The following is a 23,845-nucleotide window of genomic DNA, read 5'->3' on the forward strand; positions in this document are numbered from 1 at the left end:
TTTTGGCGATGCAAGCCAATCATCTGCAGGATCGGACAAGGCATGAGTTCAGAACACGGCATGGGCACCTGGCACGGCACCACCATTCTCATGGTGCGCAAGGGCGGCAAGGTGGTGATTGCCGGTGACGGGCAGGTCTCGCTGGGCCAGACCGTCATCAAGAACACCGCACGCAAGGTGCGCCCTCTGGCCAAGGGCACCGTCATCGGCGGTTTTGCCGGGGCAACGGCAGATGCCTTCACCCTGTTCGAGCGGCTGGAAGCCAAGCTGGAGCAGTATCCCGGCCAGTTGATGCGCGCCTGCGTGGAACTGGCCAAGGACTGGCGCACCGACCGCTACCTGCGCCGCCTCGAAGCCATGATGCTGGTGGCCGACAAGGATGTGTCGCTGGTGCTGACCGGAACGGGCGACGTGCTGGAGCCGGAAGGCGGCGTCATGGGCATCGGCTCGGGCGGCAACTACGCGCTCGCCGCCGCACGTGCCCTTGTGGAAACGGACTTCGATGCGGAAACCGTTGCCCGCAAGGCCATGGCCATCGCGGCAGACATATGCGTCTACACCAATGGCAACCTGACGGTCGAAAGCCTCGACAGCGCCAGCTGACCCTGCCCCTTACGCGGATACCAGTACATGACCAATGAGGCCTTCACACGGGAGGATCTGCAGGGCGCGGTAAGTGCCGGCGTCCTCTCGCCGCCGCAGCTTGAGGCGCTTGCCGCCTATCTGGACGGACTGCGCCAGCCCTCCATCTCCACCGTGGATGCAGAGGAACTGCGCTTCGTGCGCGGGTTCCACGACATCTTCATCTCCATCGGCATTGGCACACTGCTGTTCGGCCTGTTCTTCTTCCTCACCTTCACGCGCAACTGGGGCCTGAATTTCGCGGGTCTGGCGGTCGCCATCTGGGTCCTGTCAGAGATCTTTGCCCGGCGGATGCGACTTGCCCTGCCTTCCTTCATCCTGTCGGTCCTGTTCCTGCCGGCCACCCTGCTCGCGGTGATCTTCGTAACGGCAGAGTTCGTGCCAGGGGCCTCTTCGGATGCCTCCCAGAAGTTCCAGGCTGCAATGGATACCCTTCCGGGTGCCACACTCGTCTTGCTGACGGTGGCCGCAACGGCCATCGCCGCACTGCATTACTGGCGTTTCCAGGTGCCGGTAGGCGTATCGGTGATCTGTGCGGGGGCGATCTGCAGCCTGCTTGCCGCAGCTCATGCCATTGATGAGAATTTTGTCGGTGACTATCTGCCCTGGATCGGGCTTGCTGCAGGTCTTTCCGCCTTCGCAGCCGCCATGTACTTTGACAGCCGCGATCTAACCCGGCGCACGGTCAACAGCGACAAGGCCTTCTGGCTGCATTTCCTCGCGGCCCCGCTCATGGTTCATTCGCTGCAAACCCTCACCATGAGCGGCCTCTACAACACGGGCGCAGGAGAACTGGTTCTGGCCTCTGTGATGATCATGCTGGTGCTCATGCTTGCCTTCGTGGCGCTGCTGGTGGACAGGCGGGCGATCCTCGTTTCAGGCCTTGGCTATTTCGGCGTGGCCGTCAGCATGCTGCTGTGGAACGCGGAAGTCTCCAACATGACGGGTGTCTCCATCACGCTGCTGGTCCTGGGCAGCTTCATCCTGCTGCTGGGTTCTGCATGGGTGCCCCTGCGGCGGAAGCTGCTTGCGCCCCTCACCGGCACGCGCCTGATGCGTTACGTGCCCGCCGCCCATTGATCCTGATGACTGAAAGCTGACACGATGACCAATTTTTCACCCCGGGAAATCGTCTCCGAACTGGACCGCTATATCGTCGGGCAGAAGGATGCCAAGCGCGCGGTGGCCATTGCCCTGCGCAACCGCTGGCGCCGCCAGCAGCTTGAAAGCCCGATGCGCGAGGAGGTTCTGCCGAAGAACATTCTCATGATCGGACCAACCGGCGTTGGCAAGACCGAGATCGCCCGCCGCCTTGCCCGTCTCGCCAATGCGCCCTTCGTCAAGGTGGAAGCCACCAAGTTCACCGAGGTCGGCTATGTCGGCCGCGATGTGGAACAGATCGTCCGGGACCTTGTGGAGGCTGGCATCACGCTGGTGCGCGAGCTGCGCCGCGAGGAGGTGAAGGCCAAGGCCCATGTGCTGGCGGAAGAGCGGGTGCTCGATGCCCTCGTCGGCAGCAACGCCAGCCCGGCCACGCGTGACAGTTTCCGCAAGAAGCTGCGCGAGGGCGATCTTGATGACAAGGAAATCGAGATCCAGGTCCGCGCCCAGCCGCAGATGCCCAGCTTCGAACTGCCCGGCATGCCCGGCGCCAGCGTTGGTGTCATGAACCTCTCCGACATGCTGGGCAAGGCCCTTGGCGGCCAGACCAAACCGCGCCGGGTGACGGTGAAGGAATCGCACGACATCCTCATCACCGAGGAATCCGACAAGCTTCTGGACGAGGAAAAGGTCGTGCGCGAGGCCGTAAGCCTCGTAGAGAATTCCGGTATCGTCTTCCTCGACGAGATCGACAAGATCTGCGCCCGCGATGGCCGCACCGGAGGGGATGTGTCCCGCGAAGGCGTGCAGCGTGACCTGCTGCCGCTGATCGAGGGTACGGTGGTGTCCACCAAGCATGGGCCCGTGAAGACCGACCACATCCTCTTCATCGCCTCGGGCGCCTTCCATGTGGCCAAGCCTTCCGATCTTCTGCCGGAGCTCCAGGGCCGCCTGCCGATCCGCGTCGAGCTGAAGGCGCTGACGCAGGAGGACTTCCGCGCCATCCTGACCGAGCCGGAAGCCAGCCTCATCAAGCAATATGTGGCGCTGCTGGGCACCGAAGGGGTGGAATTGAGCTTCGCCGATGACGCGATTGACGAGATCGCCACCATCGCGGTTGATCTCAACTCCAGCGTCGAGAACATCGGCGCCCGGCGCCTGCAGACTGTGATGGAGCGCATTCTGGACGAAGTGTCCTTCACCGCACCGGACAAGTCCGGCAGCAAGGTGGAGATCACGGCGGACTTCGTGCGCAGCAACATTGGTGAGCTGGCCAAGAATGTCGACCTGTCCCGCTTCATCCTCTGAAGCCGCAGCGATGCTTCACAACTTTTCCGTCATGCACAGGCACGGCCATTTGCCGCGCTTGCAGGCGGAACGGCCAAGTGGCAGCATGCGGCCATGGTAGCGATCCGCAAAAGCTTTGAAGAAGGGCACAGGCGCAAGTTTCTGGTGGTCGTGGACGACACACCGGAATGCGACCGTGCCATCATTTACGCCGCAAAACGCGCCGCCCGCACGGGCGGCGTGGTCACCCTCCTCTTCGTGATTGCCCCCGGCGATTTCCAGCACTGGCTGGGCGTCGAGGACATCATGCGCGCCGAAGCGCAGGAAGAGGCGGAGAAGACCCTCGCCAGAGCCGCAGGCCGGGCCCGGGCTGTCGCCCGCACCGAGCCGGAGCTGGTCATCCGCGAGGGGAACAAGTCCGACGAGATCGTCAAGCTGATCGAATCCGACGACGACATCGCCATTCTGGTGCTGGCGGCCGGCATGAGTTCGGAAGGCCCCGGCCCGCTGGTCACCTCAATCGCCGGCAAGGCAGCCGGCAATTTCCCGATCCCCGTCACCATCGTGCCGGGCAATCTGGGTGATGACGAGATCGCCGCCCTTGCATGAGGGCGGCAGAAGCGCCAATTCTTCTGCCGGACGCGCGCGGATGTGCTTGACCTGTGGTCAAATGCACCTAAGTAGTTTATAAAGATTCCAATCTGGGGCGCGTCCGGCAAGCCGTTACCGCCAGTCGAAGAGACCTTGCCCCGACGATCGACTGAGGATCAGACCCATGTTCATCCAGACCGAGGCAACCCCGAATCCCTCGACCCTTAAGTTCCTGCCCGGGCGTGTCGTGCTGCCGGAAGGCACGCATGATTTCCGCTCGGCCCATGACGCTGCCGCCTCGCCGCTGGCGCAGCGCCTGTTCGACGTGCCGGGCGTTTCGGCCGTGTTCTTCGGCCATGACTTCATCACCGTCACCAAGGACGACACCGACTGGCAGCACATGAAGCCCGCCATTCTGGGCGCGATCATGGAGCAGTTCATGTCCGGCCAGCCGGTCATGCAGATGGCTGGCAACACGGATGACGGTGTGGACGGCGAGGAGTTCTTCGACGCCGCCGACGAAGAGACCGTCACCGTGATCAAGGACCTGATCGAGACCCGCGTGCGCCCGGCTGTGGCACAGGACGGCGGTGACATCACCTTCAAGGGCTTCAAGGAAGGTATCGTCTACCTGTCCATGCGCGGCGCCTGCGCCGGCTGCCCCTCCTCCACCGCGACATTGAAGCACGGCATCCAGAACCTGCTGCGGCATTTCGTGCCCGAAGTCGAAGAAGTCCGCGCTCTGTAAGCCGGTTCACCGAAAGCCGCTCTCGACAAGCGCGGTTCGTGCCACTACAGCAATCCGGATGCAGCAGCCGCTGCATCCGGATTTTCTTTAAGCCGCACCCCGGTCCGGTGCCGCTCCAGTAAGCCTTGCGGAGGCCGGGACAGGCGATGACCCGACTGCTTGCCATCGATACGGCCCAGGCCAATTGCGCGGTTGCCGTGCTGACGCTGACAGACGGCGGCGAAACGCTGGTGTCCCGCAGCGAGGCCATCGGCCGGGGCCATGCGGAAGCCTTGATGCCGATGATCGAGGCGGTGATGGGCGAAGCGGGCGTCACCTTTGCGGATCTTGACCGGATTGCCGTCACCTGCGGCCCCGGCAGCTTTACCGGGCTGCGGGTGGGTCTGTCCGTTGCCCGCGGCTTTGCGCTGGTGCGGCAGATCCCGGCCATCGGCATTTCCGTCCTCGACGGCCTTGCTGCCGAGGCCTGGGCAGAGGCGGAAGGCCGGCCCGTTCTGGCCGTCCTGGAAGCCCGCGAAGACGAAATCTACGCTGCCTTTTATGATGAAACGGGCCGCCCGGCAGGAGAGCCGGAGGTCGCCTTGCGGCAAGATCTGGCGGCCCGCATCACGCCGGACATGGTGCTGACCGGTTCGGCAGCACCTGCGTTGGCGGATGCCTGCGGCCTTGCCGGGGTGAAGGTGCACGGTACGGCCACTGTGCCGGATATTGCCACGGTGGCACGGCTGGGGGCGGCGGCGCAGGCAACCGGCCTGCCGCCAGTGCCGCTTTATCTGCGCCCGCCGGACGCCAAGCCGCAGCTCAAAGGGAGGATCGAGCGGATATGAGTTTCTGGTGGTTCTGGTCTGCCCCGCCCGTGATTGAGCCCGTCGAAGACGAGGATCTTCCGCGCCTTGCGGATATCCACGCCAAATCCTTTGCCCATGGATGGGACGAGGATGAACTGGCGCGCCTGCGCTCGCAGGACGGAGTTCTGATGCTGCTTGCCCGCCGCGCCAGCCCTTATGGCACGCGTACGCCTGTCGGCTTCGTCATCATGCGGCAGGTGGCGGACGAGGCAGAGGTGCTGACGCTGGCCGTTGATCCGCGCCAGCGCGGGCGTGGCGTCGCCAAGCGTCTGATGCAGGAAGCGATGTTCCGCCTTTATGGCGAGCGCTGCGCCAGTGTCTTTCTGGAGGTGGATGCCGCCAATGACGCTGCCCTGCATCTTTACCGGAGCCTCCGGTTCCAGCAGGTGGGCGAGCGCAAGGGCTATTACCGGCAGAGCGAGAAAGACGGGACTGCGCTTGTCATGCGCGCCGATCTTGGCTAATCGCTCAAGACAGGGTTCAACGCGGATGGAAGGGGTCAGGCATGTCCGGTGACCGGCAAAACTCGCTTGCCGATCAGTGCATCGCCAAAGGCATGCGCATGACGGAGCAGCGCCGCATCATCGCCTCTGTCATCGAGGAGGCGACGGACCATCCGGATGTGGAGGAGCTCTACCGCCGGGCATCTGCGCTTGATGCCCGCATTTCCATCTCCACAGTCTACCGCACCGTGAAGCTGTTCGAGGATGCTGGCATCATCGAACGGCATGATTTCCGCGACGGGCGCTCGCGCTACGAGACCGTACCGGACGAGCATCACGACCATCTGATCGACTTGCGCAATGGCACGGTGATCGAATTCCGCAGTGAGGAAATCGAGGCGCTGCAGGAACTGATTGCCAAGCGGCTCGGCTACCGGCTGGTGGACCACCGGCTGGAGCTTTACTGTGTGCCGCTGGCGCCTAAGTCCCCGGAGGGCGGCGATGCAGCAGAGTAAGGCGGTCTGCGTCATCTTTCTGCTGACTATCGTATCCCTCATCCTCATTCCGCTGCAGTGGCTGGCGATGAAAGCCGGACATCCGGTGCAGCGGCAGCTTCCGTATCTGTGGCATCGCATTGCCACAAGGCTGGTGGGCATCCGCATCACGCAGAAGGGCAAGCCCGCCACTCACCGGCCGCTGCTGATCGTGGCCAATCATGCCTCCTGGGTAGACATCACCGTTCTGGGCGCCGTGATGCCGCTGTCCTTCATCGCCAAGTCGGAGGTGGAGGGCTGGCCCGTCTTCGGGCTTTTCGCCAAGCTTCAGCGCACGGTTTTCGTCAACCGCACACGCCGGACCGAGACCGGCGCTGTCGCCAGCCAGATTGCCGGGCGCATGGCCAGCGGCGATGCCATGGTGCTGTTTGCCGAAGGCACCTCCAACGACGGCAACCGGGTTCTGCCTTTCCGCTCGGCCCTTCTGGGCGCGGCCACCAAGGCGCTGGAAAATGGTGCGCCCGTTCAGGTGCAGCCGCTGTCCATTGTCTATGCGCGCCAGCACGGCATCCCGCTGGACCGGCGCACCCGTGCGCGCATCGCCTGGTATGGCGACATGGAGCTGGGCGGGCACCTGTGGGGCGTGTTCTGCAATGGCGCCATTGATGTGGAGCTGACCTGGGGCGAGCCGGTGGAAGTGAGCCCCGGAACCGACCGCAAGGCCCTGACCGCACGCCTTCACGCCGATGTGGAGCGCATGACCATTACCGGGCTGACAGGCCGCGAGCCGCTGGATCCGGAGGCAGGTGAAGCTGAAGTTCAGGCCAGCGAAGCAACACAATGACGCCTCGCCTATTCTCATCGGGGGCAAAAGCGGCTAAAGCTGGCGGAAATCGAGGGTGGCCTCTCCTGTGACGGCAAACCGTCACATGGCCCCTATATATCTGATCTGCGCGAGCCCGCGTGATGGCATTGACCGTCCGGGCGCCGTGAGGAGCTCATGACCCAGCGTTCCAGCGAACTGCATCCGGCCGCCCCGGCCCATTCCAAGGCCCATTCCCACACCAATGGCAGCCAGACGGCGGGCGGCGAAGGCTCTGACGAGGCTGTTGTCAGCCGGCGGGCGGAAGGCAGTGATCAGGACGGCATGAAGAAGGTCTTCGTGCGCACCTATGGCTGCCAGATGAATGTCTATGACAGCGACCGCATGGCCGATGTGCTGGGCCCGCAGGGCTACCGCACCACGGACAGCATGGATGACGCGGATCTGGTGATCCTGAACACCTGTCACATCCGCGAGAAGGCCGCGGAGAAGGTCTATTCCGAGCTTGGCCGCATCCGCAAGCTGAAGGACGAGCGCGGCCCCGGCGGCAAACCGCTGATGGTGGGCGTTGCCGGCTGCGTGGCGCAGGCGGAGGGGCAGGAAATCGCCCGCCGCGCGCCTGTTGTGGACATGGTCTTCGGCCCGCAGAGCTATCACCGCCTGCCGGACCTGATCGCCCGCGCCTCGCGCGGGGAAAGCGTGGTCGAAACCGAATTCGAAATCGAGGACAAATTCGAGCACCTGTCGAAGGAAGCGGCAAAGCCGGGTCTGAAGCGGGCCCCGTCTGCCTTCCTCACCGTGCAGGAAGGCTGCGACAAGTTCTGCACCTTCTGCGTCGTGCCCTATACGCGCGGCTCGGAAGTGTCGCGCCCGCTCACCCAGATCCTGCGCGAGGCGGAACAGATGGCCGCACAGGGCGTGCGCGAGGTGACGCTGCTGGGCCAGAACGTCAACGCCTGGCATGGAGAGGGTCCGGACGGGAAGCCTCTCGGCCTTGGCTACCTGCTGCGGCGCCTTGCGGACATTCCGGGCCTCGACCGGCTGCGCTACACCACCAGCCACCCGCGTGACATGGACGACGAGCTGATCGCTGCGCACCGGGACCTGAAGGAAGTGATGCCCTATCTGCATCTGCCGGTGCAGTCTGGCTCCGACCGGATTCTGGCGGCAATGAACCGCCGCCATACGCGCGAGGATTACTTCCGCCTCATCGGCCGCATCCGGGATGTGGCACCCGGCCTGGCGCTTTCGGGCGATTTCATTGTCGGCTTCCCCGGCGAGACGGATCAGGACTTTGCGGACACGCTGGATCTGGTGCGGCGCGTGGAATATGCCGCCTGCTTCTCCTTCAAATACAGCCAGCGCCCCGGCACGCCGGGGGCAACCATGGCAGATCAGGTACCAGAAGACGTGAAGACTGCCCGTCTGCTTGAGCTGCAGGCCTTGCTGGCCGAGCAGCAGCGCGCCTTCAACCGGTCCCGCATCGGCATGCGGATGGACGTGCTGTTCGAAAAACCCGGGCGTATGCCGGGCCAGATCACCGGTAAGTCCCCCTGGCTGCAGCCGGTGCAGGTGGATGGGCCGCAGGATCTGATCGGCACGATCCAAACCGTGGAAATTTACGACACGGGCTCCAATTCGCTGTTCGGACGGCTGATTGCAGGGCACACTGAGACTGCGCTCGATTTCCCGAGCCCTGCCAAGGAGGCGGCCATTGACGCGTGACAGCCAGACTACGCTTCGCAAGCCCTCTGACCGGGGAGCAGTCCCCGCCTCTGACATGACCCATATTGTCCTTGCGTTCGAAGACAACAGGCTGATTGGTGATCTTTTCGGCCAGTTTGACCAGAACCTGGCCCTGATCGAACAGCGCCTTGGCGTCGATGCCATCGCCCGCGGCAATCAGGTGACACTGAAGGGCAAGCACCGCCAGTGCGAGCAGGCGCGCCACGCACTCGAATCACTTTATCAGCGCCTGCAGCAAGGCCACGAAATCCATCCGGCCGACGTGGAAGGTGCGCTGCGCATGGCGGTTGCCGCCGACGCGCAGCTGCCCCTGCCGACGCTGGAGCCCCGCTCTCGGCTCTCCTTCGCCCAGATCTCCACCCGCAAGAAGACCGTTGTTGCCCGCACGGCCGCACAGGACGCCTATATCCGCTCGATGGACCGGGCTGACCTCATTTTCGGCACCGGCCCCGCCGGTACGGGCAAGACCTTTCTTGCGGTGGCCTATGCCGCTGCCCTGATCGAGCGCGGTGATGCCTCGCGGCTGATCCTCTCCCGCCCGGCTGTGGAAGCGGGCGAGCGCCTCGGTTTTCTGCCGGGCGACATGAAGGAAAAGGTCGATCCCTATCTGCGCCCGCTCTATGACGCACTCTACGAGATGATGCCGCCGGAAAAGGTCGATCGCGGCCTTCAATCCGGCATGATCGAAGTGGCGCCGCTCGCCTTCATGCGCGGCCGCACGCTCTCGAACGCCGTGGTTCTGCTGGATGAAGCGCAGAACACCACGACGATGCAGATGAAGATGTTCCTCACCCGTCTGGGCGAGAACTCCAAGATGATTGTCACCGGTGACCCCAGCCAGATCGACTTGCCCATGGGGCAAAAGTCGGGCCTGCGCGAGGCGCTGGAACTGCTGCCGGAGATCGAAGGCGTGGCCCACGTGCAGTTCACCGATGTGGACGTGGTACGCCACGAGCTGGTGGCCCGCATCGTGCGCGCCTATGACGACGCCAGCCGCGAAGAGCTGCAGGAGCGTGAGCGCCGGCATGCCCTGCGCGCTGCCGCCGCGCAGCAGCAGGAGTAAGCCCCGTGGCCCCTGCCCCTTCGTCCGCCAGCGCCCTGCCGGAAGATTTTCTGCTGGACCTCAGCATCGAATGTGACGGCTGGCCGGAAGAAGACGAACTGGAGGCCCTGAGCCTGCGCGCTGCGGAAGCCACTTTCCGCGTTGGCGGGCTCAAGGCCATGCCCGGCTCCGAGTTGTCGCTCCTTTTCGTCGATGATGCGCGTATCCGCGAGCTCAACGCCGAGTGGCGCAACAAGGACAAGGCCACGAATGTTCTCTCTTTCCCTGGCGGGGAAGAGATGAACGGGCTTTACGGCCCTCTGCTTGGTGATATCGTATTCGCGCTGGAAACAGTCTCGAGAGAGGCTGAAGAACAGGCTATTTCGTTTCAGGATCATTTTTTGCATCTAGTTGTGCACGGACTCCTTCATCTTTTCGGGTATGATCACCAGATGGAGGCTGAAGCCGAAGAGATGGAAGATCTTGAGCGGCGGATCCTTGCCAGCCTGGGCATTGCCGACCCCTATGCGGATGCGCCGCTTGTGGCGGACGGCCCGCAGGAGCCCTGACCCCGCAAGGGTGACAGCAGGGACAACGAACGAATGGACAGATGACAGTTTCTGACAGTGGCAGTATCGCAACGCCTGCAGCCAGTCCGGCTTCCGTGCCGGTTCAGGAAGACGGCGCCGACCCACGACTATCCGGGCCCCGAAAACCGGGGCCTCTGGCCCGGATTGCCGGGCGCCTTGCACGGCTGCGGCGCAGCAGCGCGTCAAGCTTGCGGGAAAATCTCCAGGATGAACTGGCCCGCGATCTGGTTGAGGGCGGGGATACGGCCTTTTCGCCGGAAGAGCGGCTGCTGCTCGGCAACATTCTTCGCCTGCGCGAGCTGCGTGTAGATGACGTGATGGTCCCCCGCGCAGACATCGAGGCCGTCGACGACAGCGTGACACTGGGCCGCCTCATGGAAGTGTTCCGCGAAAACGGCCACTCCCGCATGCCGGTCTATCACGAGAGCCTTGATGACCCGCGCGGTATGGTTCACATCAAGGACCTGATGGCCTTCATCGCCCGTCTTGCAACGCCATCAGAGGCGGGGGCCGCACAAGACACCGACGTATCTGCCAAGAATTCCGCTCTTGATCTGACCTTGATCGATCTGACGCTGACGCTCGCCGAAACCGGCCTGCTGCGCCCGCTTCTGTTTGTGCCTCCTTCCATGCCTGCAACTGACCTGATGGCCAAGATGCAGGCAAGCCGTGTGCAGATGGCGCTCGTCATCGATGAATACGGCGGCACGGACGGTCTTGTCTCGCTGGAAGATATCGTCGAGACGGTCGTCGGCGATATCGAAGACGAACACGACGAGGACGAAGAGGCAATGCTTCAGCCGTCCGGCGACGGTGTCTGGATTGCTGATCCCCGCATTCCGCTGGAAGAGCTGTCTGAACAGCTGGGCACCGATTTCAACGCCGGTGAAATGGCCGAGGAAGTGGACACGCTGGGCGGCCTGCTGTTCACCCTGCTTGGCCGGGTGCCGGTGCGCGGCGAGCTGATCGCCCCCAAGGAGGTCACCGGCTACGAATTCGAAGTCCTCGATGCGGACCCGCGCCGGATCAAGCGCCTGAGAGTGCGCAAGCGCCGGGTGGAAGGCCGCACGGGCGACCAGCGGCGCCGGACGAAGCGCGACGAAAAGACAGCAGGGACGGAGCCTCCGGCTACGTAAGTGCCAGGGCTTTGAACTACCGGCCCATCATGCCTTGGCGTTGCCCGGGCGCCGCGTGGGCCTGCCCTGATGAGAGCGCAGGTCCGGAAGACTTGACCTGCGCTCTGACGCGCCCCACATGCTGCGGGCCGTAAGCGGCGGAGAAAATTGAGAATGCCCTTCCTGCCAGACTTGATACGGCGCGCCGCCAGCCCCTTCCTTCTGGCGCACGGCAAGAGACGGTGGCTTCTGGCCTTTGCCATAGGCGCAGCTTCGGTGCTGGCGCTGCCGCCCTTTAACATTCTCCCGGTACTCTTTGTCACACTGCCAGCTCTCGTGTGGCTGATCGACGGTGCGGCGGGCGCAAAGGGGAGCATTCCGCCCGGACGGCGTATGCGCGCCGGCTTTGCCATTGGCTGGTGCTTCGGCTTTGGCTATTTCCTCGCAGGCCTTTGGTGGATCGGCAGCGCCTTCCTGGTGGAAGCCGAACAATATGCCTGGATGCTGCCCTTTGCCATGGCGGGCCTTCCGGCGGGGCTGGCCCTGTTTCACGCAGCCGCCGTTGCTCTGGCCACCCGCTTCTGGCCCGAGCATGCCGGCCGCTTGCTGCTGCTTGCCGGGCTTCTGGCCATCTCGGACTGGCTGCGTGGCCATATTCTGACCGGCTTTCCCTGGAACAGCTTCGGCTACAGTGTGTCCGGCAGCCTTGCCCTGTCCCAGAGTGCCAGCCTCATCGGCATCTACGGGCTAAGCGCTCTTCTCATCGCCGGCGCAACCGCACCTGCGGCCCTGGCAGATTCCGGACGGCGCAACTGGCTGCCACTGGCTTTTAGCCTTGCGGTACTCGCCGCTCTGTGGGGCTGGGGCACCGCAAGGCTTGCTAAACCGGCGGAGCTTGCAGAGCCTCTGGTAGATATCCGCGTTATACAACCGAACATCGCGCAAAAAGAGAAATGGCTCCCTGAGAATAAAGTTTCAATTTTCAGAAGCTATCTTGGGTTGAGTGCGTCCGCTAAAATCGATAATTCTGAAGGCAATACACGCAAAGTCTTTATCTGGCCAGAATCGGCCTTTCCTTTTCTTCTGACAAGTTCTCCCGAGGCACTGTCAGAGATCGATTCTCTTTTAGAGCCAGACCAGACACTTGTTACAGGCGCAATCCGCGCCGAAAGAGGGCCTGAAGAAACGAAATATTACAACAGCATCTACGTCATTGGAGACGGCAGCGAGATTCTTGATGCCTATGACAAGGTGCGCCTCGTCCCCTTCGGTGAGTACCTGCCCCTGTCCAGCCTGCTCGAGCGGCTGGGCATCCGCAAGCTGGTGAACGCTCCCGGCGCCTTCACGGCTGGTTATGCGCCGCACGTCTTGCAGACGGCGGGATTGCCGCCGTTCCTGCCGCTGATCTGCTATGAGGCAATCTTTCCGCAAATGGCATCAGAGGCCGGAAGCCGCCCGGATTGGCTGCTTAATGTCACAAATGACGCCTGGTTCGGAGATACGGCGGGGCCACACCAGCACCTGGCTCAAGCACGGTTCCGGGCAATAGAACAAGGATTACCCCTTGTCAGATCTGCCAATACAGGTATATCAGCTGTAATCGATCCGTACGGCCGGGTAATCGGCTCCCTAGCACTCAACCGGGCCGGCGTGATTGACGCACACCTTGCGGCACCCTTGCCGGCGACGCTTTATGCGCGGTACGGCGATGCGGGACTGGCCATACTCCTGATCATTTTTACTACATTTTTTACTTTAATGAGCCTCAACCTGCCTTCGCGTCATAATTGATATTGAATGGGAGAGTCCGCGAGCATAGTGTAGTACAACCGCAGCTTCCGGAGGAGCAGTGGAAACCGCGAAACAGAGGACCGGCAGTGGGTGGTCCGGTCCGCACCCGAAGCGCCAGGATGGCAGCTCAACGTGTGTTTCGTGTTCTTGAAAACCCGCGTGCGCCTTCTGGCCGGAGGCCACGCTGAACGGAAAGATGAGGGCAATGCCCAGCAAGAAAGCACCTAACCCGATCGACGTGCATGTCGGCAGCCGCGTCCGTCTGCGCCGTATGATGCTTGGCATGAGCCAGGAGAAGCTCGGTGAGAGCCTCGGCATCACGTTCCAGCAGATCCAGAAATACGAGAAAGGCACCAACCGCATCGGTGCCTCGCGCCTGCAGCACATCTCGACCGTGCTCAAGGTGCCGGTCGCCTTCTTCTTCGAGGATGCCCCCGGTTCGCCGGATGACTTCGAAGGCTTTGGCGAGTCGCAGCCGACCTCCTACGTGGTCGACTTCCTCTCCTCCTCCGAAGGCCTGTCCCTGAACAAGGCCTTCGTGCGGATCGAGGACCCCAAGGTGCGCCGCAAGATCGTTGATCTGGTCCGTGCACTTGCGGGCGACGAGGCCTGACACAAGGCCTTGAAGACGCTGTCACATCACTTCCCGGAATTGCTGAGACGGCATAAGGGTTTGATTATATCCCGGAGCTTCGGACTCTCCGGGATGCAGCGCCGGATGATCTTCAACGGCGAGGGAACTTGACGCTCGCCGGTCAATCTGCTTCATCACTTGGCTTGGCGGCGGAGATATTCCGCCGCCATGTTCATATTTTCCCAGAAGGACGTTCGGCTATGGCCCGTCAGGACTATCTCTTCACCTCCGAGTCCGTCTCGGAAGGACATCCCGACAAGGTGTGCGACCGCATTTCCGATGCCGTCGTTGACGCTTACCTGCGTGAAATGCCCGAGGCACGCGTTGCCTGCGAGACCCTTGCAACCACGAACCGCATCGTGATTGCCGGTGAAACCCGTGGTCCTGCGACCATTACCAAGGATTACGTCGCCCACCTGGCACGTCTGGCCGTCAAGGACATCGGCTATGCCCAGGAAGGCTTCCACTGGGAAAACTGCGACATTGCCGTGCACCTGCACGCCCAGTCCGCCCATATCGCCCAGGGCGTTGACGCCGGCGACAACAAGGACGAAGGCGCAGGCGACCAGGGCATCATGTTCGGCTATGCCTGCCGCGAGACGCCGGAGCTGATGCCCGCGCCGATCTACTATTCGCACAAGATTCTCCGCCTGCTCGCCGAGGCCCGCAAGTCGGGCCGCGAGCCGGTGCTCGGCCCCGATGCCAAGAGCCAGGTGACCGTCCGCTACAAGGGCGGCGTTCCGGTTGGCGTCAGCTCCATCGTGCTGTCCACCCAGCACCTTGACGCCACCCTCACCTCCCGCGATGTGCGGAACATTGTCGAGCCCTACATCCGCGGCGCTCTGCCGGATGGCTGGATCGACGAGCAGACCGCCTGGCACGTCAACCCGACCGGCGCCTTCGTCATTGGCGGTCCGGACGGCGACTGCGGCCTGACGGGCCGCAAGATCATCGTGGACACCTACGGCGGCGCAGCCCCGCATGGCGGCGGCGCATTCTCCGGCAAGGACCCGACCAAGGTGGACCGTTCGGCCGCCTACGCCGCGCGCTACCTTGCCAAGAACGTGGTGGCCGCCGACCTCGCCGACCGCTGCACGATCCAGCTGTCCTACGCCATCGGCGTGTCCGAGCCGCTTTCGGTCTATGTTGACCTGCATGGCACCGGCCGCTGCGATGAAGCCAAGCTCGAGAAGGGCCTGCGCGACATCATGAGCCTGACCCCGCGCGGCATCCGCCAGCACCTCAAGCTCAACGCTCCGATCTATGAGCGCACCGCCGCTTACGGCCACTTCGGCCGTGCGCCGGAAGCAGATGGCGGCTTCTCCTGGGAAGCGACCGATCTGGTTGGCGCACTGAAGGGCTTTGCCGGCTGAGGCAGCCCTTTCGTCGTGAACCGGAGCGCCGGCTGCCCGATGGCGGCCGGCGTTTCCTATCCGGGGGCAGGCTTTGTGAGGCGCCCCAGCCATCCGTTTGACCGCATGGACACATGACTGATTTCTACGACGGTTCCTTCTATGGACGGCGCAAGGGCAAGCCGCTGACACCGCGCCAGAGCACGCTGATGGAAACGGACATGCCGCGCCTGCGGCTGGACCCGTCCATTCCGGCGCCTGCCGACCTTGCCAGCCTGTTCGAGGCGCCCGTGCGCGAAGTCTGGCTGGAAGTGGGCTTCGGCGGCGGCGAGCATCTGCTGCACCGGGCCCGCGAGAATCCGGACGTTGGCATCATCGGCATCGAGCCTTTCAGCACCTCCATGGGCAAGGCACTGGTCGAGGTGGTGGATGGCGGACTGAAGAATGTCCGCCTCTATGACGATGACGCTGTGCAGATCCTCGACTGGCTGCCGGAGGCAAGCCTGTCCCTTGCCTACCAGCTCTATCCGGACCCCTGGCACAAGAAGCGCCACTGGAAACGCCGGTTCATCAGCCCGAAGAACCTGGACCGCTACGCCCGCGCCCTGCGCCCGGGATCGCAGTTCCGCTTTGCAAGCGACATCGACACCTATGTGGACTGGACCCTGCGCCACATCCGCGACCACGAAGCCTTTGACTGGACGGCGGAAACGGCAGATGACTGGCGCCGGCCCTGGGCCGGCTGGCCGGGCACCCGCTATGAGGCCAAGGCCCTCAGGGAAGGCCGCGTGCCGCGCTATCTCACCTTCCTGCGGCGCTGACGCTGGAGAAGAACGATCTGCCGGAAGGCGGCAACAGGGCTTTGCCCTTGCTTTTCCGGCAGACTTGCGTATAAAGGCATCATTCATCTTCTCTAGCGGCTCGATCGGAGCAGTATGAGAGTGGGCCCCGCGAAGGACCCGCTCTTTTTTGTTTAGGCCGGTCGTGATGCTGGCGGAATGGACAGCCGGAAGATTCCGGCGCCGGACCGCCCCCGGACAGGAGACATGCATTGAGTTTGCAAGAGCCCCGTATCGTCATCGAAGACGGCCTCGATGCCCGCGTTGCGGCCATTGTCGAGCCGGTGATCACCGACCTTGGCTACCGGCTGGTGCGCGTGAAGATCAGCGCGGCAAACGGCTGCACCCTGCAGATCATGGCCGAACGGCCGGACGGCACCATGACCGTGGATGACTGCGAGGAGATCAGCCGCGCTGTTTCACCGGCGCTTGACGTGGACGATCCGATCAACCGCGCCTATCATCTGGAAGTCTCCTCGCCAGGCATCGACCGCCCGCTGGTGCGCGAAAGCGATTTCGTCCGCTGGTCCGGCCATGAGGCGAAGGTTGAGATGTCCGTGCCGCAGGATGGCCGCAAGCGTTTCCGCGGCGTCATCACCGGCGTCGACGGTGGAGCTGCCGTGCTGCGTCTTTCCGACGCGCCGGAAGGCACCCCGAACCCGGTTCTGCTGCCGCTGGCCGAGATTGGCGAAGCCCGGCTGGTGCTGACCGACGATCTGATCCGCGCCGCACTCAAGGCCGAGAAAGCTGCCCTTGCCGCCCGTGGCATCGATGCCGATGACCTTGATGACGAGGACACGGAATTCGAATACGAGCACGACAACGACGACGACGAAGATGATGACGGGGACGGCTCCGGCTCCTCCGGAGACCGGGCCAACTGAGGCCTGCCCCTTTTCAACGCTTTGAGACAAGCGCGCGGAGAACAGGCGCGCAAGAGGAGTGAACGAGAATGGCTATCAGCGCGAACCGGCTGGAACTGCTCCAGATCGCCGATGCGGTTGCCCGGGAAAAGACGATCGACCGGGGTATCGTGATCGCTGCCATGGAGGACGCCATCCAGAAGGCGGCCCGTTCCCGTTATGGCACCGAGACGGAAGTGCGCGCAGAGATCAATCCGAAGACCGGTGAGATCCGTCTGCAGCGCCTGCTCCAGGTGGTCGAGACCGTGGAGAATTTCTCCACCGAGATCGCGCTCGAGGATGCCAAGCAGCGCAACCCGGAAGCCACCATCGGCGACTATATCGCCGAGCCGCTGCCGCCGCTCGATTTCGGCCGTATTGCCGCCCAGTCTGCCAAGCAGGTGATCGTGCAGAAGGTGCGCGAGGCCGAGCGTGACCGTCAGTTCGACGAATTCAAGGACCGTATCGGCGAAGTGGTCAACGGCACGGTCAAGCGTGCCGAATACGGCAACGTCATCGTCGACCTTGGCCGCGGTGAAGGCATCGTCCGCCGTGACGAGCTGATCCCGCGCGAGCTGTTCCGCACCGGTGACCGCATCCGCGCCTATATCTACGACGTGCGCCGCGAACAGCGCGGCCCGCAGATCTTCCTGTCGCGCACTCATCCGCAATTCATGGCGAAACTCTTTGCGCAGGAGGTCCCGGAGATCTATGATGGCGTTATCGAGATCAAGGCTGTGGCCCGTGACCCGGGTTCGCGTGCCAAGATCGCCGTCATTTCCAAGGACAGCTCCATCGACCCGGTCGGCGCCTGCGTCGGTATGCGTGGTTCGCGTGTTCAGGCTGTCGTGGGCGAGCTTCAGGGCGAGAAGATCGACATCATTCCGTGGAACCCGGATGAGGCGACCTTCATCGTCAACGCCCTGCAGCCGGCGGAAGTCGCCAAGGTCGTGGTGGACGAGGATGCCGAGCGCATCGAGGTCGTGGTGCCGGACGAGCAGCTGTCGCTGGCCATTGGCCGCCGCGGCCAGAACGTGCGCCTGGCTTCGCAGCTGACCGGCTGGGCCATCGACATCATGACCGAGCAGGAGGAAAGCGAGCGGCGCCAGAAGGAATTCCAGGAGCGCTCCACCCTGTTCATGGAATGCCTCAACGTGGACGAGATGGTTGGCCAGCTGCTGGCGACCGAAGGTTTCACGTCGGTTGAGGAAGTGGCCTATGTCGATCTCGAGGAAATCTCGATGATCGAAGGCTTCGATGATGACACCGCCGAGGAAATCCAGGCCCGCGCCCGTGATTACCTCGCCGAGCTGGAAGCCAAGCAGGACGAGGAGCGCCGCGCTCTGGGTGTTGCCGACGAGCTGCGCCAGATCGATGGCCTGACCACCGCAATGCTGGTTGCCCTTGGCAAGGACGGCATCAAGACGATCGAGGATCTGGCGGGTTGCGCCGCCGATGACCTCGTGGGCTGGACCGAGCGCAAGGATGGCGAGACCAAGCGTTTCGACGGCGCCCTGTCGTCCTTCGCAGTGTCGCGCACCGATGCCGAGGGCATGGTCATGGCAGCCCGCCTTGCGGCAGGCTGGATCACCGAGGAAGAGCTTGCAGCCCATATGGGCGGCCTTGAGGAAGAGGCGGAAGACGGCGAAGAAGAAGACGCCGGCGAGACCGCCTGACGAGAAGGGCTTCCGGGGCGGTTTCGCCGGGAAGCACATCCGCAGGACAAGCAGGGACAATGGTCCGGTTGCACGCCTTGCGGGATGAACGGGAACCAGAACCTGCCTGCGGCCTTGTGTGAGGCGCAGGCGGGCGGAAGGAATGGAGGCCCACCGGGTGCCGAGGAAGAACGAGCCGCTGGAACGGCAATGTGCGCTCTCGCGGGCGGTCTTGCCGGTTTCGGAGCTGATGCGCTTCGTTCTGGACCCGGAAGGTCAGGTCGTGCCGGACCTCAAGCGCCAGCTGCCAGGGCGCGGGGTCTGGGTCACGGCAAAGCGTGAGGCCGTCGAGGCGGCCGTTAAAAAGCGTGTCTTCGCCAAGGCCTTCAAGGCAGAGGTGAAGGCGGAGCCCGGACTGGCGGATCTTATCGATACGCTGCTCGTCAAGGGCGCGCTGTCCGCACTGTCCCTGTGCCGCAAGGCCGGGGAACTGGTGACCGGGTTTTCCAAGGTCGAGGCCGCATTGCGGCGCGATCCGGTGGTCGCCCTCATTCATGCCTCGGATGCATCCGGGGACGGGATTCGAAAGCTCGCGGCAGCCGCTGCGAGCCAGACAGAGCTGGCAAGCGGCCGTCCGGTCGTCCGTTTGTTCGATTCGACTCAATTGGATTTGGCATTGGGTCGCACTAATGTGATACATGCTGCACTGCTCGCTGGCCGGGCGAGCGAAGGCTTCCTTGAACGTGTGCGTCAACTGGAAGCTTTCCGGGCAGGTTCCGTCACGTATGAACGCTGTGGCGCGGACAGTGCGGTAGCGCAGGACTGAAGGCAAATATGAACGATACGAAGAATCCAGGCGACAAGACGATCAACGTCGAGCGGAAGACCCTCGGCCTCAAGCGGGGCGGCGTCGAACAGGGAACTGTTCGCCAGAGCTTCTCCCATGGCCGGTCGAAGGCTGTCGTCGTGGAAAAGAAGAAACGCCGGGTGGTGGTTCCCGGCCAGGAAGGGCGCCCCGAGGGCGAGGCCCCGGCAGCAGCATCTGCGCCGGCCGAGCGTCCGCGTGAGGCAGCTCCTGCCCCTGCACAGGCCCAGTCGCCCGCGCCTCAGCGCCAGCAGCAGCCGCAGAACCAGGGCGGTGACCGCAATCAGCAGCAGCGCCGCGGGCCGCAGCAGCAGAACCGCGGCCAGCAGCAGCGCCCCGGTGGCGGTGCCGTGCTCCGCTCCCTGACCCAGGAAGAGGCAGCCGCCCGTGCCGCCGCCCTCAAGCTTGCGCAGCAGCGCGAGATCGAGGAGCGCAAGCGCGCCGAAGAGGAAGCCATCCGCCGGGCCGAGGAAGAGGCGATCCGCCGCGTTGAGGAAGAAGCCCGCCGCAAGGCCGAGGAAGAAGAGCGTGCACGCCGCGAAGCCGAAGAGGCCGAGCGCCGCGCTGCCGAGCCGGAAGTTCAGCCCGAGCCGGTGAAGCCGGTGGCTGCAGCGCCCGCTCCGGCCGCCCGTGCTGAAGCTCCTGCCGCGCGCAAGCCCGAAGCAACGGCTGCCCCCGAGCGTCCGCGCCCGGCCGCCGGCCGCACTGCCGAGGAAGAAGCCGAGGAAGAGCGCAAGAACGGCCTGCGGACCGTCAAGCGCCCGAAGGCTCCGGCAGCTCCGGTTGCCAAGCGCAGCACCGGCGATGACCGCCGCCGTTCCAAGCTGACTATTTCTGCCGCGACCGGCGGGTCGGACGAGCAGCGTTCGCGCTCGCTTGCCTCCTTGCGCCGCCGCCGTGAAAAGGAAAAGCGCGGCGGCATGCAGGCTGTGCGCGAGAAGATCTCGCGTGAAGTCATCCTGCCGGAAGTCATCACCATCCAGGAACTCGCCAACCGTATGGCCGAGCGTTCCGTGGACGTGATCAAGCTGCTGATGAAGCAGGGCCAGATGCTGAAGATCAACGACGTGATCGACGCAGACACAGCCGAACTGATCGCTTCCGAACTGGGCCACACGGTCAAGCGCGTTTCTGAAGCGGACGTGGAGGACGGCCTGTTCTCCGCAGCCGACGAGGAAGGCACCCTGATCTCGCGTCCGCCGGTCGTCACGATCATGGGTCACGTTGACCACGGCAAGACCTCGCTGCTGGATGCGATCCGCAATTCCAAGGTGGTGACGGGCGAAGCAGGTGGCATCACCCAGCACATCGGCGCCTATCAGGTCGAGAAGAATGGTCAGAAGATCACCTTCATCGATACGCCGGGCCACGCGGCCTTTACGCAGATGCGTGCCCGCGGCGCCAAGGCAACCGATATCGTGGTGCTGGTGGTGGCGGCCGATGACGGCGTCATGCCGCAGACCAAGGAAGCGATTTCGCATGCCAAGGCTGCCGGTGTGCCGATCATCGTTGCCATCAACAAGATCGACAAGCCGGCCGCTGACCCGAACCGCGTGCGCACCGAACTGCTCCATGACGAGATCGTCGTGGAATCCATGGGCGGTGACACCATCGACGTGGAAGTTTCGGCCAAGACCGGCCTGAACCTCGACCGCCTGCTGGAAATGATCCTGCTGCAGTCGGAAGTTCTGGAGCTGCGCGCCAATCCGGACCGCACTGCAGAAGGTCTCGTCATCGAAGCCCAGCTCGACAAGGGCCGTGGACCGGTGGCAACCGTTCTGGTGCAGAAGGGCACCCTGCGCGTTGGCGACATTCTTGTCGCCGGCGGCGAGTGGGGCAAGGTCCGCGCCATGCTGGACGAGGACGGCAACCAGGTGAAGGAGGCAGGTCCCTCCAAGCCGGTCGAAATCCTCGGCTTCCAGGGCACGCCGGACGCCGGTGACCAGGTCGCCGTGGTCGAGAACGAAGCCCGCGCCCGCGAGATCGTGGACTACCGTCAGCGTCAGAAGCGCGAGAAGCTGTCTGTGCTGAAGGCCGGTTCGCGCGGCTCGCTGGAGCAGATGATGAGCCGTCTGCAGAGCGGCGGCCGCAAGGACTTCCCGCTGGTGGTCAAGGCGGACGTGCAGGGCTCGGCGGAAGCCATCGCCCATGCGCTGGAGAAGCTTGGCAACGACGAAGTCGGCGCCCGCATCCTCCTGTCCGGCGTTGGCGGCATCACCGAGAGCGACGTCACGCTGGCAACGGCGTCGAATGCCTCGATCATCGCGTTCAACGTGCGCGCCAACAAGCAGGCCCGTGAAGCGGCCGAGCGTGAAGGCATCGAGATCCGCTACTACAACATCATCTACGACCTCGTGGATGACGTGAAGGCGGCGATGTCCGGCATGCTGGCTCCCGAGCGGCGCGAAACCTTCATCGGTTATGCCGAGATCCGCGAGATCTTCGACATCACCAAGGTGGGCAAGGTCGCAGGCTGCCTTGTCACGGAAGGTATCGTCGAGCGCGGCGCCGAAGTCCGCCTCATCCGCGACAACGTCGTGGTGCACGAAGGCAAGCTGGGCACGCTCAAGCGCTTCAAGGATGACGTCAAGTCTGTCGAATCCGGTCAGGAATGCGGCATGAACTTCGTCAACTTCCAGGACATGCGCGTTGGCGATGTCATCGAATGCTTCCGCGTCGAGCAGATCGCCCGCACGCTGTAAGGCAAGCGCCCGCCCGGCGGCATCCGCCGGGCATCGAGCCAGATGAAATGCTGGCAGGATTGCACGCCGGCGCGAGGAGCTTCCTTTGCGCCGGCGGTTTGTTTTCGCAGGGCACCGGCCGTCCCCGGTGGGCCTGTTTGAGTGGATGACCCAATGGCCAGAACATCAGGAGAGGGCGCCGGCATGCCCTCGCAGCGCCAGCTTCGCGTCGGCGAAATCGTGCGCAAGGAACTGTCGGAAATCCTTACCCGCGGCCAGCTGTCCGACCCGGACCTGGACGGAGTGATCATCACCATCCCGGAAGTGCGGATGACGCCCGATCTGCGTCTGGCCACCTGCCTGATCATGCCGCTGGGCGGCCAGAACGGCGACAAGGTGGTGAAGGCGCTGAACCGCAGTGCCAAATATTTCCGCGGCCAGGTGTCCCGCCGCATGACCATGAAATTCATGCCGGACCTGCGCTTCATCCTCGACACCCGCTTTGACGACGACGACCGCATCGGCGCGCTGCTGCATACACCCGATGTGAAGCGCGACATCGCCGACGGCGATGACGGTGAAGAGCACGAGGATTGAACCGCGCCCTTGGGTCCATCAGGAATTTCAGGAAACAAACATGTCCCGTCCGCAGAAGCAGCGCCGCCCGCGCAACGCCATTGACGGCTGGCTGGTGCTCGACAAGCCCTATGGCCTGACCTCCAATGACGCCCTGTCGCGCCTGAAGCGCATCCTGCATCCGGAGAAGGTAGGCCATGCCGGCACGCTGGACCCGCGTGCCTCCGGCTGCCTTCCGATTGCCTTTGGCGAGGCGACCAAGACCGTGCCCATGGTGATGAACGGGCGCAAGATCTACCGTTTCGAAGTCACCTGGGGCGTGGAGACCAACACCGATGACACCGAAGGCGAAGTCATCGCCACCTCGGATGTGCGTCCGGATGCTGCCGCCATTGGTGCCGTGCTGCCGGAGTTTACCGGCACCATCCTTCAGGTGCCGCCGAAATTCTCGGCCATCAAGGTGGACGGCGAACGCGCCTATGACCTTGCCCGCGACGGCGAGGACGTGGAGCTGGAAGCCCGGCCCATCGACGTGCACCGGCTTACGCTGGCGGACATGCCCGATGAAAACCGCGCCGTCTTCGAGGCCGAATGCGGCAAGGGGACCTATGTCCGGGCGCTGGCGCGCGATCTTGGCCGCCGTCTTGGCACCTGCGGCCATGTGACCGAGCTGCGCCGGCTGCTGGTCGGGCCCTTTGGCGAAGCGGACATGGTGACACTGGACGAGCTGAGCGAAGCTGCCGAACAGGCCGAAGGCAATGTAGAGGCCCTGATGGACTTCCTGCTGCCCGTGCGCGAGGCGCTGGAAGACCTGCCGGAAGTGCCGGTCAGCAGCGATGATGCAGCCCGCATCCGCCAGGGCATGGCCGTGCTGCTGCGCGGGCGCAATGCGCCGCTTTCCTGCGATCTGGCGTTTGCCAGCCACGGCGGCACGCCGGTGGCCCTCGGCTTCATCGACAAGGGCCGGTTCCAGCCTTCGCGCATTCTTCACCTTTAGGAACGGCGGGGCGCGGCCTTTCAAGATTCTTCTGGAATTTGCAGGCCGTCTCCGTCATATTCCCGCGCAATCGGGCCAATGAT

At 63.8% G+C, this 23,845-nt stretch carries 23 protein-coding genes; all 23 read left to right on the forward strand.

The window, feature by feature from the left end:
- Positions 1 to 42 precede the first annotated feature (42 nt).
- The 23 genes from hslV to truB all read left to right on the forward strand — a co-directional run bounded on the left by hslV (position 43) and on the right by truB (position 23,762).
- Entirely contained in the window at positions 43 to 603 is a 561-nt protein-coding gene (gene hslV / locus V6L75_RS05975; protein WP_334250610.1) for an ATP-dependent protease subunit HslV, read from the forward strand.
- A 27-nt stretch (positions 604 to 630) separates the two neighbouring features.
- Entirely contained in the window at positions 631 to 1,722 is a 1,092-nt protein-coding gene (locus V6L75_RS05980) for a hypothetical protein (RefSeq protein WP_334250612.1), read from the forward strand.
- Positions 1,723 to 1,746: 24 nt separating this feature from the next.
- Complete coding sequence (hslU, locus tag V6L75_RS05985) at positions 1,747 to 3,051, forward strand: ATP-dependent protease ATPase subunit HslU (protein WP_334250614.1); 1,305 nt, start codon at positions 1,747 to 1,749, stop codon at positions 3,049 to 3,051.
- A 93-nt stretch (positions 3,052 to 3,144) separates the two neighbouring features.
- Positions 3,145 to 3,639 carry a universal stress protein gene (locus tag V6L75_RS05990; RefSeq protein ID WP_019963771.1) on the forward strand — a complete coding sequence of 165 codons (495 nt, stop codon included), beginning with the start codon at positions 3,145 to 3,147 and terminating at the stop codon, positions 3,637 to 3,639.
- A gap of 166 nt (positions 3,640 to 3,805) precedes the next feature.
- On the forward strand, positions 3,806 to 4,369 hold the full coding sequence (locus V6L75_RS05995) for a NifU family protein (RefSeq protein ID WP_186391542.1): 564 nt from the start codon (positions 3,806 to 3,808) through the stop codon (positions 4,367 to 4,369).
- Between the two features lie 146 nt (positions 4,370 to 4,515).
- Positions 4,516 to 5,196 (forward strand): tRNA (adenosine(37)-N6)-threonylcarbamoyltransferase complex dimerization subunit type 1 TsaB, encoded by a 681-nt coding sequence (gene tsaB / locus V6L75_RS06000; protein WP_334250615.1) that lies wholly within the window; start codon positions 4,516 to 4,518, stop codon positions 5,194 to 5,196.
- Positions 5,193 to 5,681: a ribosomal protein S18-alanine N-acetyltransferase gene (gene rimI, locus V6L75_RS06005; RefSeq protein ID WP_334250616.1), complete on the forward strand. Its 489-nt coding sequence runs from the start codon at positions 5,193 to 5,195 to the stop codon at positions 5,679 to 5,681. The genes tsaB and rimI overlap by 4 nt, the downstream gene beginning before the upstream one ends.
- Positions 5,682 to 5,722: 41 nt before the next feature.
- Entirely contained in the window at positions 5,723 to 6,175 is a 453-nt protein-coding gene (locus V6L75_RS06010; RefSeq protein ID WP_334250617.1) for a Fur family transcriptional regulator, read from the forward strand.
- Positions 6,162 to 6,998: a lyso-ornithine lipid O-acyltransferase gene (olsA, locus tag V6L75_RS06015; RefSeq protein WP_334250618.1), complete on the forward strand. Its 837-nt coding sequence runs from the start codon at positions 6,162 to 6,164 to the stop codon at positions 6,996 to 6,998. The genes V6L75_RS06010 and olsA overlap by 14 nt, the downstream gene beginning before the upstream one ends.
- A gap of 303 nt (positions 6,999 to 7,301) precedes the next feature.
- Entirely contained in the window at positions 7,302 to 8,702 is a 1,401-nt protein-coding gene (gene miaB / locus V6L75_RS06020; protein ID WP_334250911.1) for a tRNA (N6-isopentenyl adenosine(37)-C2)-methylthiotransferase MiaB, read from the forward strand.
- 55 nt (positions 8,703 to 8,757) lie between these two features.
- Complete coding sequence (locus tag V6L75_RS06025) at positions 8,758 to 9,786, forward strand: PhoH family protein (RefSeq protein ID WP_334250619.1); 1,029 nt, start codon at positions 8,758 to 8,760, stop codon at positions 9,784 to 9,786.
- A 5-nt stretch (positions 9,787 to 9,791) separates the two neighbouring features.
- Complete coding sequence (ybeY, locus tag V6L75_RS06030) at positions 9,792 to 10,334, forward strand: rRNA maturation RNase YbeY (RefSeq protein WP_334250620.1); 543 nt, start codon at positions 9,792 to 9,794, stop codon at positions 10,332 to 10,334.
- A 41-nt stretch (positions 10,335 to 10,375) separates the two neighbouring features.
- Positions 10,376 to 11,491: a transporter associated domain-containing protein gene (locus tag V6L75_RS06035; RefSeq protein ID WP_425498690.1), complete on the forward strand. Its 1,116-nt coding sequence runs from the start codon at positions 10,376 to 10,378 to the stop codon at positions 11,489 to 11,491.
- A 153-nt stretch (positions 11,492 to 11,644) separates the two neighbouring features.
- Positions 11,645 to 13,261 (forward strand): apolipoprotein N-acyltransferase, encoded by a 1,617-nt coding sequence (gene lnt / locus V6L75_RS06040; RefSeq protein ID WP_334250621.1) that lies wholly within the window; start codon positions 11,645 to 11,647, stop codon positions 13,259 to 13,261.
- Between the two features lie 205 nt (positions 13,262 to 13,466).
- Positions 13,467 to 13,874 (forward strand): helix-turn-helix domain-containing protein, encoded by a 408-nt coding sequence (locus V6L75_RS06045; RefSeq protein WP_019963782.1) that lies wholly within the window; start codon positions 13,467 to 13,469, stop codon positions 13,872 to 13,874.
- A 221-nt stretch (positions 13,875 to 14,095) separates the two neighbouring features.
- Positions 14,096 to 15,268, forward strand: coding sequence for a methionine adenosyltransferase (metK, locus tag V6L75_RS06050; RefSeq protein WP_334250622.1), 1,173 nt, complete (start codon positions 14,096 to 14,098; stop codon positions 15,266 to 15,268).
- A 113-nt stretch (positions 15,269 to 15,381) separates the two neighbouring features.
- Entirely contained in the window at positions 15,382 to 16,068 is a 687-nt protein-coding gene (gene trmB / locus V6L75_RS06055; protein ID WP_334250623.1) for a tRNA (guanosine(46)-N7)-methyltransferase TrmB, read from the forward strand.
- Positions 16,069 to 16,298: 230 nt separating this feature from the next.
- The gene (gene rimP, locus V6L75_RS06060) at positions 16,299 to 16,970 is read left to right on the forward strand and encodes a ribosome maturation factor RimP (RefSeq protein WP_334250624.1); all 672 of its coding nucleotides are present in this window, start codon (positions 16,299 to 16,301) and stop codon (positions 16,968 to 16,970) included.
- Positions 16,971 to 17,038: 68 nt separating this feature from the next.
- Complete coding sequence (gene nusA / locus V6L75_RS06065; RefSeq protein WP_334250625.1) at positions 17,039 to 18,664, forward strand: transcription termination factor NusA; 1,626 nt, start codon at positions 17,039 to 17,041, stop codon at positions 18,662 to 18,664.
- Positions 18,665 to 18,821: 157 nt separating this feature from the next.
- Positions 18,822 to 19,469 carry an RNA-binding protein gene (locus V6L75_RS06070; protein ID WP_334250626.1) on the forward strand — a complete coding sequence of 216 codons (648 nt, stop codon included), beginning with the start codon at positions 18,822 to 18,824 and terminating at the stop codon, positions 19,467 to 19,469.
- Positions 19,470 to 19,477: 8 nt separating this feature from the next.
- On the forward strand, positions 19,478 to 22,210 hold the full coding sequence (infB, locus tag V6L75_RS06075) for a translation initiation factor IF-2 (protein WP_334250627.1): 2,733 nt from the start codon (positions 19,478 to 19,480) through the stop codon (positions 22,208 to 22,210).
- Between the two features lie 153 nt (positions 22,211 to 22,363).
- Complete coding sequence (rbfA, locus tag V6L75_RS06080) at positions 22,364 to 22,786, forward strand: 30S ribosome-binding factor RbfA (RefSeq protein ID WP_050473476.1); 423 nt, start codon at positions 22,364 to 22,366, stop codon at positions 22,784 to 22,786.
- A 40-nt stretch (positions 22,787 to 22,826) separates the two neighbouring features.
- Entirely contained in the window at positions 22,827 to 23,762 is a 936-nt protein-coding gene (gene truB, locus V6L75_RS06085; RefSeq protein WP_334250628.1) for a tRNA pseudouridine(55) synthase TruB, read from the forward strand.
- Positions 23,763 to 23,845: the final 83 nt, after the last annotated feature.

The organism is Pannonibacter anstelovis, from assembly GCF_036881715.1.
Lineage (GTDB): Bacteria > Pseudomonadota > Alphaproteobacteria > Rhizobiales > Stappiaceae > Pannonibacter > Pannonibacter anstelovis.

Bases quoted from the DNA above. Each gene is read 5' to 3' on its own strand.
- hslV (WP_334250610.1), top strand. From the start codon at position 43: ATGAGTTCAGAACACGGCATGGGCACCTGGCACGGCACCACCATTCTC.
- V6L75_RS05980 (WP_334250612.1), top strand. From the start codon at position 631: ATGACCAATGAGGCCTTCACACGGGAGGATCTGCAGGGCGCGGTAAGT.
- hslU (WP_334250614.1), top strand. From the start codon at position 1,747: ATGACCAATTTTTCACCCCGGGAAATCGTCTCCGAACTGGACCGCTAT.
- V6L75_RS05990 (WP_019963771.1), top strand. From the start codon at position 3,145: ATGGTAGCGATCCGCAAAAGCTTTGAAGAAGGGCACAGGCGCAAGTTT.
- V6L75_RS05995 (WP_186391542.1), top strand. From the start codon at position 3,806: ATGTTCATCCAGACCGAGGCAACCCCGAATCCCTCGACCCTTAAGTTC.
- tsaB (WP_334250615.1), top strand. From the start codon at position 4,516: ATGACCCGACTGCTTGCCATCGATACGGCCCAGGCCAATTGCGCGGTT.
- rimI (WP_334250616.1), top strand. From the start codon at position 5,193: ATGAGTTTCTGGTGGTTCTGGTCTGCCCCGCCCGTGATTGAGCCCGTC.
- V6L75_RS06010 (WP_334250617.1), top strand. From the start codon at position 5,723: ATGTCCGGTGACCGGCAAAACTCGCTTGCCGATCAGTGCATCGCCAAA.
- olsA (WP_334250618.1), top strand. From the start codon at position 6,162: ATGCAGCAGAGTAAGGCGGTCTGCGTCATCTTTCTGCTGACTATCGTA.
- miaB (WP_334250911.1), top strand. From the start codon at position 7,302: ATGAAGAAGGTCTTCGTGCGCACCTATGGCTGCCAGATGAATGTCTAT.
- V6L75_RS06025 (WP_334250619.1), top strand. From the start codon at position 8,758: ATGACCCATATTGTCCTTGCGTTCGAAGACAACAGGCTGATTGGTGAT.
- V6L75_RS06035 (WP_425498690.1), top strand. From the start codon at position 10,376: ATGACAGTTTCTGACAGTGGCAGTATCGCAACGCCTGCAGCCAGTCCG.
- lnt (WP_334250621.1), top strand. From the start codon at position 11,645: ATGCCCTTCCTGCCAGACTTGATACGGCGCGCCGCCAGCCCCTTCCTT.
- V6L75_RS06045 (WP_019963782.1), top strand. From the start codon at position 13,467: ATGCCCAGCAAGAAAGCACCTAACCCGATCGACGTGCATGTCGGCAGC.
- metK (WP_334250622.1), top strand. From the start codon at position 14,096: ATGGCCCGTCAGGACTATCTCTTCACCTCCGAGTCCGTCTCGGAAGGA.
- trmB (WP_334250623.1), top strand. From the start codon at position 15,382: ATGACTGATTTCTACGACGGTTCCTTCTATGGACGGCGCAAGGGCAAG.
- nusA (WP_334250625.1), top strand. From the start codon at position 17,039: ATGGCTATCAGCGCGAACCGGCTGGAACTGCTCCAGATCGCCGATGCG.
- infB (WP_334250627.1), top strand. From the start codon at position 19,478: ATGAACGATACGAAGAATCCAGGCGACAAGACGATCAACGTCGAGCGG.
- rbfA (WP_050473476.1), top strand. From the start codon at position 22,364: ATGGCCAGAACATCAGGAGAGGGCGCCGGCATGCCCTCGCAGCGCCAG.
- truB (WP_334250628.1), top strand. From the start codon at position 22,827: ATGTCCCGTCCGCAGAAGCAGCGCCGCCCGCGCAACGCCATTGACGGC.